General features: G+C 50.5%; 12 protein-coding genes. 3 read left to right on the plus strand and 9 right to left on the minus strand.

What is annotated here, in order from left to right; translation table 11 throughout:
- Positions 1–106 precede the first annotated feature (106 nt).
- Positions 107–811, minus strand: coding sequence for a hypothetical protein (locus tag HP062_RS16500; protein WP_172791694.1), 705 nt, complete (start codon positions 809–811; stop codon positions 107–109).
- Between the two features lie 396 nt (positions 812–1,207).
- Here HP062_RS16500 and HP062_RS16505 point away from each other — a divergent pair, with 396 nt between their 5' ends.
- Complete coding sequence (locus HP062_RS16505) at positions 1,208–1,591, plus strand: hypothetical protein (protein WP_172791695.1); 384 nt, start codon at positions 1,208–1,210, stop codon at positions 1,589–1,591.
- A 6-nt stretch (positions 1,592–1,597) separates the two neighbouring features.
- Here HP062_RS16505 and HP062_RS16510 read toward each other — a convergent pair whose 3' ends face one another.
- Together HP062_RS16510 and HP062_RS31110 are read right to left on the minus strand one after the other, a co-directional pair.
- The gene (locus HP062_RS16510) at positions 1,598–2,368 is read right to left on the minus strand and encodes a hypothetical protein (protein WP_172791696.1); all 771 of its coding nucleotides are present in this window, start codon (positions 2,366–2,368) and stop codon (positions 1,598–1,600) included.
- Between the two features lie 764 nt (positions 2,369–3,132).
- Positions 3,133–3,924 carry a pentapeptide repeat-containing protein gene (locus HP062_RS31110; protein WP_172791697.1) on the minus strand — a complete coding sequence of 264 codons (792 nt, stop codon included), beginning with the start codon at positions 3,922–3,924 and terminating at the stop codon, positions 3,133–3,135.
- A 615-nt stretch (positions 3,925–4,539) separates the two neighbouring features.
- On the opposite strand from HP062_RS31110, the gene HP062_RS16520 reads away from it, so the two are divergent.
- Positions 4,540–4,773, plus strand: a complete 234-nt coding sequence (locus tag HP062_RS16520; protein WP_172791698.1) for a GNAT family N-acetyltransferase — start codon at positions 4,540–4,542, stop codon at positions 4,771–4,773.
- Between the two features lie 207 nt (positions 4,774–4,980).
- Here the strand turns inward: HP062_RS16520 and HP062_RS16525 are convergent, their stop codons facing one another.
- The 4 genes from HP062_RS16525 to HP062_RS16540 form a co-directional block, all read right to left on the minus strand.
- Complete coding sequence (locus HP062_RS16525) at positions 4,981–7,164, minus strand: hypothetical protein (RefSeq protein ID WP_178119848.1); 2,184 nt, start codon at positions 7,162–7,164, stop codon at positions 4,981–4,983.
- Positions 7,165–7,218: 54 nt separating this feature from the next.
- Positions 7,219–7,389 carry a hypothetical protein gene (locus tag HP062_RS16530; RefSeq protein WP_172791699.1) on the minus strand — a complete coding sequence of 57 codons (171 nt, stop codon included), beginning with the start codon at positions 7,387–7,389 and terminating at the stop codon, positions 7,219–7,221.
- 1,037 nt (positions 7,390–8,426) lie between these two features.
- Positions 8,427–9,524, minus strand: coding sequence for an alpha/beta hydrolase (locus tag HP062_RS16535; RefSeq protein ID WP_172791700.1), 1,098 nt, complete (start codon positions 9,522–9,524; stop codon positions 8,427–8,429).
- 131 nt (positions 9,525–9,655) lie between these two features.
- Positions 9,656–10,795 carry a glutathione-independent formaldehyde dehydrogenase gene (locus tag HP062_RS16540; RefSeq protein WP_172791701.1) on the minus strand — a complete coding sequence of 380 codons (1,140 nt, stop codon included), beginning with the start codon at positions 10,793–10,795 and terminating at the stop codon, positions 9,656–9,658.
- Between the two features lie 305 nt (positions 10,796–11,100).
- Between HP062_RS16540 and HP062_RS31115 the strand changes: the two genes are divergently transcribed.
- Positions 11,101–11,343, plus strand: a complete 243-nt coding sequence (locus HP062_RS31115) for a hypothetical protein (RefSeq protein WP_256665822.1) — start codon at positions 11,101–11,103, stop codon at positions 11,341–11,343.
- Positions 11,344–11,735: 392 nt separating this feature from the next.
- Here the strand turns inward: HP062_RS31115 and HP062_RS16545 are convergent, their stop codons facing one another.
- On the minus strand, positions 11,736–11,957 hold the full coding sequence (locus HP062_RS16545) for a hypothetical protein (RefSeq protein ID WP_172791702.1): 222 nt from the start codon (positions 11,955–11,957) through the stop codon (positions 11,736–11,738).
- Positions 11,958–12,125: 168 nt separating this feature from the next.
- Positions 12,126–12,827, minus strand: a complete 702-nt coding sequence (locus HP062_RS16550) for a glycosyltransferase family 2 protein (RefSeq protein ID WP_172791703.1) — start codon at positions 12,825–12,827, stop codon at positions 12,126–12,128.
- Positions 12,828–12,924 lie beyond the last annotated feature (97 nt).

Raw genomic sequence — 12,924 nt, forward strand, 5'->3', positions numbered from 1 at the left:
ACCGCCGACGAGCATATTTTGTTCTAACCAAAATCGAGAATCGCCCATCATGGAGCTTGCCATTGGGATGCCCTCGGTAACGGGTCATGCCTAATCACTCCGCCTCTCATGGCACTTGCTCATAAACGTAAGCGGTGCACAGCCTCTGCGGGAACTCTTTCGGGATAGTTAGGGGTTGAAGCCATGTTGCCTTGGGGCCTGGCATCGACAATGACTCAGGAATTTTCGGAGCGATGAGCACTCTAGTCTTTGCGGGATCGACAAACACGACGCTCAGCTTACTTTCATCCAACCCCAAGCAACGATATGAGGAATTGAAATCGGCGAAGTGCGCGATCCTATAAATAATAGACCTTCGATGGTCAGGAGTATCGACCCACCCCCAAACCATCACTGTGAAAACTACTTGCGCTACCACACTTATGATAAGAGTGAGCACTATCGCGAAGCCTTCATGTGACCCCACAAACTCGTGCCGCCATAGATATGCAACAATCAAGATGATGATCGACATACCAATCACAGGCCAGTACAGCATATTTAAAACCTGTAATACGGTGGCTGCAAAAACTGTCATGGGCAACAACGATGCATCAACATGAAATAATGAATTAATGTCGCTTACCGCTTGCGCTTTTGCAACATAAGCAAAATATGCAAACAATACAACCCAAGCGACCAGCGAAGCCTTGAGCCCCATTAGATTGCGAAAAATAGTTGTTTCCATTGTACCGATGAAAACATATAGTCCAAGAAAGACAAAAATTACCATGAGAAATAGCGCTGTGTTTGCATGGTACTCTGCACTCACAAAAGACGCTATCAAGAAAAGGACGGCAACGAATGCGGTATTAAGCAAGGAAGTACGGATTGCGCTTAGTCTAAGTTTCTCCCTGTGATCACTCAAGTCCTTGCGTTCACTCAAGCGCGCGTTAGCTATCCCATCATCTACATCACACCCGCACTTCTTACAGTCATTCACATCCAAGCCCTCAAAATCATCAATTTGTAAGTGTGTCGGACACTCATCGACCCAGCCCCGAATTCGCTTCCTACTCTCGCCGGCCTTGAACCGTACACCTCCCTCAGCTGCACTCAGAAACGCCGCCTAGCCCTCGGCAATCGATGTGACGGACTGAATTTTAAGATTGCGCAACTAGAATCTCACCCCGCACAATACTGATAGAACAATAAAAAAGTGTACATCATGCACCTACCAAGACCTCATTCGCGCTTTCCTTTCATTACAATCGGAAAATATCTAGACCCGGATTTTTCTCATGAAAAAGATGGCCCATCTCAAAAGAATAATGATCACGGCTGGTGTTTTACGATTGATAGTATCTACGGCTACGGAACGTATCGAACAAAAAATGAAGCCATAATCGCCGCTGAAAAAGAGCTATTCAGCGAACATGGCGAATTCGCTCGGAGCCAGCTGAAGATCGCCATTGAAAACAACAACGTTTCTCTCGCTCTTGCCTTGGCGGAGCGTCGCGGTTATTGGTTAGGGGCGACACAACGTCAGAAAGAAACGGCAAAAATCATTAAGGTGGCACTTAAGAATCTGATGCCGCTTTCTAAGACCTAAAAATCGTTATGCACTCGCCTTTTCCTTGGCCTGCCTAAAATAGCTATTGGAAAGAAATGTGTGCCAGTGTTCCACCTCCTCACCATCTCGTAGGCCCAGGATGGGCTTACCATTATTGTATGGCTGGCCGCCGATCATATAATGAGAAACTCTGAGAGTCAGGCAACCTTCTTCTTCTTTCATATGGTTAAGCTTGCTGCTCAAGCTTCCATCTCCTATGAAGTAAAATACAATCATAGAGTTCGCAAGCGACAACTCATAGAGCTTCGCAAATGCCTCAAAATCGGGGGCATGCGTCCGGATCACCTCAATGATGATGTTGGGACAACTAGCACGCGGAAAAAATCTATTTGCGTCCCTTCCCGCAAGATCCGGCTGAATATAGGTGTCATCATCGAAGGCAACACGAGCGTCAGCTTCTCGAAACCACCGGTAATCGCTAGTATGTCCAGTAGCGAAAAGCGACTGTTCTTCGCGAGTACCATCGTCTGCAAATATATAGCTCGAAATAGAAATTCGACGCTGCGTTTCGCAAAGCTTTGTGTACAAGTTCTGTACACATTCGTCGTGCGTCGGATTGTTCTCGGCTCTGCCCAAACGCCTCAGAAACGAAGCTCGACCTACGCGGCGATAGTGAGGCCTTTCTGTATTCCTCACCGGCACGACCAGTTCGTCATCTCGATTGAACAGCGGCTCCTCCTTCATTCGAGGATAGAGCTCGGTGAAAATATCCTGCTCTGTATAGTCTCTTCCAGAAACCCCACCAGTTACTGCCATATCCGCACCTCGGCATTTAGCTACTTAACCACGTGATTTGAGAAACAATAAAAAAACCGCAATGCTGTATCGACCAGATTTCGCTTTTCTTTAAGATCACTTTGAAGAGCGTTAATCAGTAAGTCCATATGCAGCCGAGGTCGCTATTAAAGTCCGTCGCACAACGCTGAAAACTTGGTTCAGCGAAGCGCTCATATCCTGGGGCGGCTGAGACTCAGTACCGCGCCCTTGCTTACTCTTTACTCCATAAAGTGATTCCTAGTTTCACTCTGAAAAAATATAGAATGGAATCTAACGTCAAGGCTCCTATCATTAGCACTTTCATTTGAACGAAGGTCTCCCAGTCGCTTAGGCCGAGCCCGATTCCTAACATGACAGTCGAGATGATGAAGAATTGCCAAGCTGGAGCGGTCATAGCAAGGAACTTGAAAATATATGTCCGTGCTAGTAACTCTTCGACGTACAAGCGGTAGTCCCGCCCTAGATAAATAGCCGTGCCCAACATTACGCCAGCAATAGCTAGGGCCATGCTCTGGCTAAGCGGTACGAACAAAAGCGCTACGCCCGCCATTCGCACCCGGCTGCCAATTTTGGCCAGACTTTCGAAGTAACTCTTGGCTACCTTGTAACCAATCCAAGGCAATAACGGATCGAATCTATTTATCCTGACCAATTTAAATTCTCACTTACGGTTCAGTTGGTAACGCAGGTCTGCGAACGCCAAAGGCACTTCACGCCAGATGACAGTCGCCATATGGTATGGACTAAGCGTGTTCTTGCTCCATTCGCCAAGAGTCTGCGTCCACTTTGCCAGCCTTATAGGGCCCCTTCGCTCCGGTCATCCGGCTTTCGTATAAGTTGGCATTACGCAGGTCAGCCCCCTCAAGGTTGGCACGAAAGAAATCCGCTCCGCGAAGGTACGATTCACGCAAATCTGAGCCCGCGAGATTGGCGTGAGAGAAGTTGCCTTGGTAGATATTTGTGCCTGGGCGCAATACTGGGTCGGAGAACAAACGCACAAATTTGCAATGCTGGAGATCTGCTCGCTCAAACGAGGTGCAATGACTCATCCACTCATCCCAGATCACAGAATTACTAGCACTGACCCCGCAAAAATTAAAGGCAAGAGACTCTTCGCGGGCAAATAAGTATTCAAGTAATGAGCTACTGAAGTCAAAGTGATCAAACGATACCTCGTGCTGCTCTGCGGCCTCTGCCAGGGTACGGCTGCCATCAGCAGCGTCCAAGAGGGCTTGAAGTTGTCGCTTGTAAACGTCGGGTTGATAGGCGAAACGGACAGGCGTATCCCAAAAGCGCTTTTCAATATTGAATTTGCAATAGGCTTGAAGCAGTTTGCTTTCACGAGACACTTGGTTGTAATCCAAGCCCAGATCCCTGGCGATGATCTGAAGCCAGTGGCTGTGTTTGAGGGGGCGTCCAGCGAAACGTCGCAGTTGACCTCGGCCCTCGGGCGTCAACGGCGCATCAGGGTCAATCTGACGAAGCTTGGAAAGGTACGCAATATGCTGGAGGAGCGGAGATACCGAGGATTTCATGGCCTATTCCTTTTTTGGCAGCAGTGTCCTAGTCCCAGCTACCTAAAAGAATGGCAAAGGAGGATGAAGCGTGACTCAACGGTGCTATTGCTCTACAGGATCTAGGACTGAGGGTGGCCGTCACCACGAGGCCATATCCTGAAGCTAGGCGGTAATAAGTGTCAAGAGATGGGTTTTATTTCCCATGAGCGTCATCGGCTGTAGCCGCATGCGCATGGTTTCGTGGAAAGAAACCAGCAGCTTCAGACGCTCTAACAAACAAATTAGTGATGCGCCATCTCGTGGTGAATGTCGTCAGCAGTTTGGTCAGCGTAGGACTACACTTTTTTCTTCAATCAACACGGAAAAGCTATGCAAATGCTAACCATTCCTGCGCATGGTGCGAATGATGATGAGTGGTACGAGTATGCCCAACAAAGCTGCAAGCTTTTAAAGCCCCACCTCGCTGACTTTCTCATGGATCGATTCTCATACAAGCCCCGATACGTGAATCGAATGCTATGGCGGTCAGGGGCTACGATTTCAGCTTTTACGATGAAGTAAGACCTCTACTTCCGTGCGTTTGGGCGTCCAGAAGGCTTTTGGCCAAGGGAATGCATTGTCCTGGCGCGGCTGATGTTCAAACAGCAGCGAGTCGGCCATGGGCGGGATTTGATCGAGAGGCTTCTGAAGCTTGCACCAGAATTTGGCTACAAATACCTTGCCATCGAATGTGCGAACAAAAACGCCGCCGCGTTTGGTGAACGTATGGGCTTTTCTCCCTACGAAAATGGCCGACACTGGGTAGGCTCAATCTCTGACATCCAGCAAGCTCTCGCTAGTAATACTCTCGACATTAGCGTCGCTTGATCCCGTAATGCAAAAGCCGATTGTTACCGCTCCGGGGGGCGGCGCTCCAACTACGCCATCTCGATCTACCCTGGAGCGAAATTGCAGTACCGAATGCCCGTGCGAAGGCAACTGATGAAAATACGAAACTCTCAAGCGGTGAGAAAGCCCCAGCTGAGAATTGCTTGATTTCTATTTTTTCCAATTACATCACAGGCTCTACAGGGCCTATGCAACCGTTGGTAAAGATGCGGGTGATATAGCTACGGGCGGTGGGTCTTCTTTATGAAACCTGTCGTCAGGAAAGAATGACGCGATCTTCCTGATGGCGTTTGTAAGGTAAGTATCTGGAGTGGCGTAATCGCGACTGTACCTGCCTGACATGTAGTTGACCCCCCAAGAAGCCTCGAGCCCTTCACCACGTCGCCACATCTCACCTGCTATCCTTGCCGCCTGTAACCCAGTCATGCTTGGGTGACCTAGTTTCACTGGGATTTTCAGGTCTTCGGCGACAAACAGACTTCCATCGCGTCCGATTGCCCAGATAAGGTTTCGATAGGTAGGGTCGGCCACTACGTCCGTGAAGAGGGAGACCAAAGTATCTGCCTGAGGATCGAAGCGATGCTTAAGCGTCGGGTTCTTGCCCTCACCGGTCGCAGATACTTCACTGTCCTCCAGGCGTTTCGGCGCACGCAACGCACCATAAGCCTGATTGAGATGGCTTACGTAGTCGTCATCCCTACGTTTCAAAGCTTTCAGGAACGCGCTGTAAAACTGCTCATCGTCGACATCACCTGGCCAGCTCTTTTGTTCTTCGAAAGCTCCGAGAATCAGCTCGGCTAACAAAAGATCATGAATGTATATAGCTGAGACAGCATCCCCGAGGGGGATGTCGGTAGCGTCTAGAAGAACTTTGAATACTGGTTTCGCCCCCCACCGAAAATCTATTTCCCATTGGAGTCGCGCCATAGGGCTTGTCAGGAATTTTAGTTTGTCGCCGTTCCAACGTTCCAATTTCGACGAGGTGGCGTGGAGTTCTACCTTTCCCAACGTCAGCTTCTCATCGACCTCATACCCTACCGTATGGTCAAACACACCATCTCTAGCTTGGGAAATGGAGGTAAGCCTGATAGAGAAGGTGAGAGGTTCGAGATCCATTTCAGCGAAAGCACAGATACGCTGCATCCAAGGGATGATCTGTTCTTCAATCGCCATCGCCGTTCCGCGTGCGAATTGAAACGGCAGCCGTGTCTTCTTTTCGGCGGGAACGATGGAAAGATCAGGAACAAGGATCTCGTGTGGCTCAGCCCATTCACCGTGCTCATTTCTGTGGCTGAACGCCAGCGCCCATCGCCCTAGAAGATCTTCAGGTGTCGATTCTCCCAGTAGGTCGCTAGCGTCGATAAGTTCGGCCCTGGCGTAGGGGCCTAAACGATCATCGTGCACGTACAGCCAATTGGCGTCGCTTCGAGAATCATACCCAAGCACGGTGATAGCGTGTCCGCCTTTCAGTCGCACAGATTGACGGGCAGAATCTGTTTCCGCTTCACTCTCGTCATCTTCATCGACAGCTTTGGGGCCATACACCGTGCCGGACAGGATGAGAGGGAGGCCACTGTCAATGTGTGCAGTGACGTAGTTCAGAAACCATTGTCGGCTTTCTTTCAGGAGACTGGTTGGGTGGTAGCGCAATCCCTCCACATCCAGAGAGCGCTGAATTTGTTTGTTGCTGAGCTCTTTATTAGGGAACCCATTGTTCGAGCCATCTACATAATTGAGCGCGGCAATGGTGATCTCGCTGCAGGACGGAATGTCTTTCACATCTCTCCAAGGCAATCCGTGAAGCGCCGTCCAAATAGCTGTGGTAGCGCACGCGGCGACAACCTTATCTTGCTCTTGAAATGCAATGGACGAGACGTGGAGCTTGATTCCGAACAGGTTGACATCGTAGCGCTTGGAGATTTTCTTTTTGGTGGCAGCCCCGTCACCAAGATCGCCGCTGACTCGCAGGCAAGTTTTGCCTACGAAGGTTCTGGCCAGTGGTTTGATAACCACGAAGCCGAGATAATGATCCTGCAGCAGCTCAGACGTCAGGTCGCCACTCGAGCCGTCGAGCAACAGCTTATCCAGGTTGCGGTGATCAACCTCGCAACTAAAAAAATGCAGTCGTCCGCAAACGTAGCCATCGTTACCGAAACGCTTCACGTAAAAGCGCGAGTAATCCTCTAAAAAATCACGGTCGATGTACTTGGGCTCGAGAAGAATCGACTTCGCGCCCAGCGCTTTGAGGTAATTGAACAGGTAGGAGACTTGGTCTTTGGCAAAAATATCAGAGAAATCGTACCCGAAACATTCGCGAATCAAAGCACTCAGGGTGGACTTCTGAAATTGAGAAACTAGGTATGGGGTCATTATGGCCGCGCAAAAAAAAGCAGCCGTTAGGCTGCTTTTTGATCATTGAATTCTTTAGAGACTGCAGGTTTTCGCCAGAAGCTCGTTACTCACCGCTTGTGCAGAAAATTGACGCGCAAGCCGCTTGTTGAGTGCAACGGTGCGTGCGCGCGCGTTATCAAGGCGCTCCTCACGAGTCGCGCCCATGCGGTTGCGGGCTTCCTCAAACAGACGATCTAAGCTCATTTCCAATCCCCTTTGCCTACAGTCCCACTATGCCTACGGATAGTCCCGATACGCAACCACGTTGCCACTCGGAGCGGTGTTGAACAACGATACACATGCTGGAGAGCGTTGAATTATGAATCTCTACGACGCGAGGCCACTGGCTTAGCCCCATGCCTGCTAGCAGCACCGTTCACTGTAGATGAGACAAACCGATGGCTCCATCGTTCGGCTCAATTTATTTCGACTGTGAAGGTGGTGTGGCATGGTCGCATTGGCGTTGCGGGCTGTGGCAAACACGGACGAAGAATGATTTTTTCGCCTGTACCACCCTAGCTATCGCACCTCAGCCTTTTGCAGGGTTCACCACGTTTTCTCTATTCAGAAAGGGCCGTGGCGGCGCAGGCGCGGAGTATGCCACATGCCCATCACGTAAGGCGATAGGCTTTTTTAGCCACTTTGAACTCCCTTCCAAGACCAAATAGATGGCAGCTCCACGGCCTTTGATGCTGGATCTCGCGTTTTTTTTGACACAAGCCAGGCTCCGCCAAACCATGGTGTTACTCATCGCTAGCTCGTAACCGTGCGAATTTTTTGAATATTTTTGGATTGCTTTGAGATCAAAAGTTAGCCGCGACTTACGTCGCGAAGAAGCGATCAACTTATGCCCTGCGGGCAGTCCTGTCGTCCTTGAAAATTTTCATCCATTGGGGAATTTTCAAAGGCGAAAAAGAAGCCAAATCAACGACAAAGCAATCGAGTCGAAGGGCTCAACGCATCAAGAAATTTTAAGGAACGCACTTAGGGGAAATCTCTGCTTTTTTTTGTTCTCAAATACAAGAGCTCCGTCGCCTTTTTTTTATTCAAGGGGGATGCCAAAATATATTTTTCACAGCTGGGCGACGATCTGCTGCTGGAAGCTGCCATTTGCTCTGGCTCTAGGCACGAGCTGCCGGCGTGATTCAGTAGTAGATCTCAATGTCTTCCTCTATGTCCTAGCGCAAAGCTCCTAGTAGAAAGCGAGCTTTGCGCAGATTGACCTCGCAATTTTTAGGGAGTCAGTTCTTCAGGTCTGCCTTCAAGCGTTCCCCGGCATACGCCTGTGCTTCTTGAGCTTTTTCCACCACTGCAGCAGTCCCAAAAAACTCATGGGTTACACCTGGATAGAGCCTGCGTTCGACACTTACACCAGCGCTTCGTAGCGCCTGCTCTAACTGAGCACCGTCATCCCGCAACGGGTCGATCTCTGCGTTGATCAATGTGACCGGAGGCAAGCCTTGCAGATTGGCGTGCACGAGGTCGATGCGCGGGTCTTTTGTATCCGCTTGGCTAGTAGTAACTTGCGAAATGAACCACAGCATCGTCGGACGGTTGAGTGGAATCGCATCGGCGTACTTCAGGTACGACTCAGTGTCGGTGTTCGACTGGGCTACGGGATAAACCGACAACACATGCTTTGGAGCAGTCAGCCCCGCCTTATGAGCTGCCACTGCTGTCGCTACAGCTAGGTTACCGCCAGCGCTCTCACCAGCAAGCGCAAGGCGTTTAGGATCACCATTCACTGAAGAAGCTTTGGTTGTCAGCCAACGGTAAGCGGCGAGAGCATCGTCATGTGCGGCAGGGAATTTGTTCTCTGGGGCTAGTCGATAGTCCACAGAAACAACGACAGCATTAGCTTGCTTAGCTAGACCTCGCGCGCCTCCGTCATAAACTTTGCGGTCGGCGAAGACCCAGCCTCCTCCGTGAAAGTACAAGACCACAGGAAACGGCCCAGTACCTTCTGGCGTATACACGGTCGCAGGCATCGAGCCTACGGCGCCAAGTACCTGGATCTCGCGGGTGGTCACACCTGGCACAAGCGCCGTGGGTGTGCTGTCACGCTTTTCGTCAGCCAAAACCCCTTTGACGGCGTCGGCCATTGTCGGTTGTTGGCGTGCTTCGGCTGGCGTGATTTTCTCTATTGCTTTTCCATCGAAGCTGGCAAATTTATTCAAGACTTTCTGCATGTCCGAATCAGTGCGAAACAGACTTTTAGTGCCACTCACAGCAAGCTGAGAAACAGAAGGTTTGTCAGGGTCGCGAGCACACCCACCTAGCAAAGTGATGACGCTGATGGCGGACATTGTAATGGCCAGTTTGCGATGGTGCGTGATCATTATTTTCCCCTCGCACCCGACAGCCCGTCTTAGACACAAACAGTGCCATGGAAGGACTTTTCGGTTGCTTATCTCCACTTTTAGGATGTACCGCCGAGCCTTTCAGAGCCGGCGAAGGCAAGGGTGTTAGCTCAAGCAGCCGGTTTGAGCACGACCTTTGTCCAGCCATTTTCACGTGCATCGAAGTGCTTATACGCGTCAGGCCCTTCAGCAAGTTTCAATCGATGAGAGATGATCTGTCCCGGGTTGGCACGACCATGATGAATGAGCTCAGCCAAGCGACGGTTGTAGACTTTGACATTGGCTTGACCGGTTCTAATTTGCTGCCCTTTAAACCAGAACGCGCCGAAGTCAAAAGCCATCTTGCCTTGCTTCGCGAGCTCATTTTTGGCGCCTGGGTCTTCCGGAACAAATACGCCGACGACACCGATCCCACCGGTAGCCTTCGTCGAAGCGACAAGGTTGTTCATGGTGAGGTGATTGGCTTCATGGCCATGACGGTCGCAGCATTGATAACCCACACACTCGCAACCTCGATCAGTGCCTTTGCCATGAGTCAGGTTGAGAATCTGATCTACGGCTTCCTTCTCAAGCGAGTTGATTGGAGTAGCACCCATCTGAGCAGCCAGCTTCAAACGGTCGGGATGATTGTCGACCACGAACACCTGGGAGGCACCTTTGATCATTGCTGAGTGAGCGGCCATCAGACCGACCGGGCCGGCGCCATAAATGGCGATACTTTCGCCAGGTAACAGGCCTGCCAATTCAGTAGCGTGCCATCCAGTAGGAAAGATGTCAGACAGCATGACGTAGTCGTCTTCGCGCTCTTGCGCATCCTCGGGTAGCACCAAACAGTTAAAGTCCGCGTAAGGCACGCGGAGCAGTTCAGCCTGCCCTCCTTGATAAGGCCCCATTTCTGCGAAGCCATAAGCAGCGCCTGCATTACCAGGGTTGGCAGTCAGACAAAAACCGGTCAGCCCTTTCTCACAGTTTTCACAGAACCCGCAGCCGATGTTGAATGGCAGGCAAACGCGATCACCGACCTTCACTCGGTCGACCCCTGCCCCCACCTCAATTACTTCACCAAGATTCTCGTGTCCGAACACTCGTCCTGTTTCCATCGATGTACGTCCTTCGTACATGTGCAGATCTGAACCACAGATGTTGGTCGTGGTGATTCGAACGAGAACATCTGTAGGTTTTTCAATTTTAGCGTCCCGCACATTTTGCACGCTTACGTCACGCGGGCCGTTGTAAACGATTGCTTTCATGTCGTTCTCCCATTAGCAAAACGAAGAGAAATTTCGTCTGCTCTGACTTATCTGTCAGAGAGAAACGTACATATGTTCAAACATTTGAAGGTATGGCTGACGAGTGGTTAACCGAGGAGCGTAGCGTCGGAAATTCTGAATTTTTTGCTCTCACTGGCATCTTTTTCTTGAACGGAAACGAGGAACAAAATTGCCCATTTGAAACGAAATGAAGGTTGAATAGAGGCGCGAGTACGAGCTAACCGATATGTACGCAACGTCTAGTTTGCATCCACTTAAACTTCAATTGTGAAGAGGTTAAGAGCTTGACCTATTTAGATTGGATTCAATGGCCCGCGATGTTGGTAACAGTGCTTGCCGCGTGGCTAATCGGATCTCAAAGGCCGGCGAGACGAATGGTAGGATTTGTATTTTTCAGTGTGAGTAACGTGCTCTGGGTGATTTGGGGAGTCTATGCAGAGGCGTATGCTCTTATCGTCCTGCAGATTTTCCTTTTCCTTATGAACCTACGCGGGTTCAAAAAGAACTTTAAAGGACAGCAGAACTAGAGTTTTAGTACGCATTGGAGGGGGATGCCGATTCTTGAGGCTCTTGAGCTCTGCGATGCGAGTTTCGCGGCGAAGTGGAGACACTGGTTTTTCTTCGGTTAACCGGAGTAAACCTATCCTGGCCGAGCCTGATGGATGGTATGGCGGCCCTCCCTAGGCAATGGGTGCGGAAACCCACAAGTACAACGAGCGGTCATCCACGATCCGGCGACCATTCATGGCTTGGTCGAAGAAAACGTTGCAGGCCTAAGGATCGACCGTACTCCCGATTACGCCGACCGCCGCGAGGCCCACAGGATCGCCTGCCCAACCATGATTCTATGGTCGCTACGTGATAACCTTGAACTTTTTTACGGCGATGTCCTGGTTGTTTGGAAACCGTGGACGACAAGTTAGCGTGATCGTGGTGTGCCTTCCACTGCTTGGGCATATCGTTTAGTCGCCTCGGTTACCAAATCCTTCCGCTCGTCACGATTGATGAAACCTTGTTTTAGATATTCTTCGGCAAGTCGAAGTAATTCTTCGTATTGCTCTTGAGCGGTCATTCGACTTTCAGCCTTGTCCACCAATGAATGCCACGTCTCGAGCGCCTGCGCTTTCCGATCTTCGTACATGACAACGACTCCCATGGGGCTGTGTTGCGGTTGAGCCGTTCTATAACGCAATGTTCACCATGGACGACGTATGGCAAGCAACGGTCAGCAGCGTTTGCAGTCTTCAAGCGGAGCACCATCGTCACGCACCAGTCAATATTCCAGATTCACCTCGCTTCTCACCTTTATTTAAGGAGCGGCTCCAGCACTCACCTGCGGGTTGGGTATGGGTAGTCCAAGCGAAGAGCCGAGGGAGGACAGATATTCACCAAATCCCTCACGACATTTGTAATCCCTGCGTGCGCTCGTGACGACCGGGTTCGTCGCCGTCCAAACGATACGAGCGCCGATCCTCTCAAGGTCAGCTACCAGGTGTACGTCTTCGTGTGCGGCAAGATGCTGAAATCCACCGGCTTTCAGATAGGCTTCGGCACTTAGCCCGAGATTGGCGCCGTGGATGTGGCGATGATTTTCTATGAACTGGTAAAGCTCCAAATATTTTGAACGCACTAGCTCACCATGTTCATACCAACTGTTCACTTCGACTGTTCCACATACGGCATCAGCCTTGAACTCGATCTGGCGAGCAAGCCAATCATCTGGAACGACCGTATCGGCATCTGTGAACGCAAGCCACTGCGCTCCGGCGGTGAGTAATTTCTCCGCGCCAGCCGCTCTGGCCTTTCCTACATTCTGAAAAGAGACATCGAGTTTCGCTGCGCTCTGCGCCGAAACCAATTGACCTGTGTTGTCCGAACAATTGTCCAAGACGACAATTATCGTGACCAACTGACCACGGAGGCCTAGATGCTTGGTGGCAAGCACGACAGATGATAGGCAGTCGGTGATGTGTTTTTCTTCGTTATGGGCGGGTATTACAACACCGATCATGGACGTTTCCTCGATATAACGAAGTTTATGGTCTTCAGCTATCGACACCTGACCTTATTAGAAGGTTTAAAGAATGTATGACACCTATGCCAAATCC

Origin of the sequence: Pseudomonas sp. B14-6 (genome assembly GCF_013260315.1) — a bacterium.
Lineage (GTDB): Bacteria > Pseudomonadota > Gammaproteobacteria > Pseudomonadales > Pseudomonadaceae > Aquipseudomonas > Aquipseudomonas mandelii.

What these genes read in the sequence shown, in the direction of transcription:
- HP062_RS16505 (WP_172791695.1), top strand. Translation starts at nt 1,208, where the DNA reads ATGCACCTACCAAGACCTCATTCGCGCTTTCCTTTCATTACAATCGGA.
- HP062_RS16510 (WP_172791696.1), bottom strand. Translation starts at nt 2,368, where the DNA reads ATGGCAGTAACTGGTGGGGTTTCTGGAAGAGACTATACAGAGCAGGAT.
- HP062_RS31110 (WP_172791697.1), bottom strand. Translation starts at nt 3,924, where the DNA reads ATGAAATCCTCGGTATCTCCGCTCCTCCAGCATATTGCGTACCTTTCC.
- HP062_RS16520 (WP_172791698.1), top strand. Translation starts at nt 4,540, where the DNA reads ATGTTCAAACAGCAGCGAGTCGGCCATGGGCGGGATTTGATCGAGAGG.
- HP062_RS16525 (WP_178119848.1), bottom strand. Translation starts at nt 7,164, where the DNA reads ATGACCCCATACCTAGTTTCTCAATTTCAGAAGTCCACCCTGAGTGCT.
- HP062_RS16530 (WP_172791699.1), bottom strand. Translation starts at nt 7,389, where the DNA reads ATGAGCTTAGATCGTCTGTTTGAGGAAGCCCGCAACCGCATGGGCGCG.
- HP062_RS16535 (WP_172791700.1), bottom strand. Translation starts at nt 9,524, where the DNA reads ATGATCACGCACCATCGCAAACTGGCCATTACAATGTCCGCCATCAGC.
- HP062_RS16540 (WP_172791701.1), bottom strand. Translation starts at nt 10,795, where the DNA reads ATGAAAGCAATCGTTTACAACGGCCCGCGTGACGTAAGCGTGCAAAAT.
- HP062_RS16545 (WP_172791702.1), bottom strand. Translation starts at nt 11,957, where the DNA reads ATGTACGAAGATCGGAAAGCGCAGGCGCTCGAGACGTGGCATTCATTG.
- HP062_RS16550 (WP_172791703.1), bottom strand. Translation starts at nt 12,827, where the DNA reads ATGATCGGTGTTGTAATACCCGCCCATAACGAAGAAAAACACATCACC.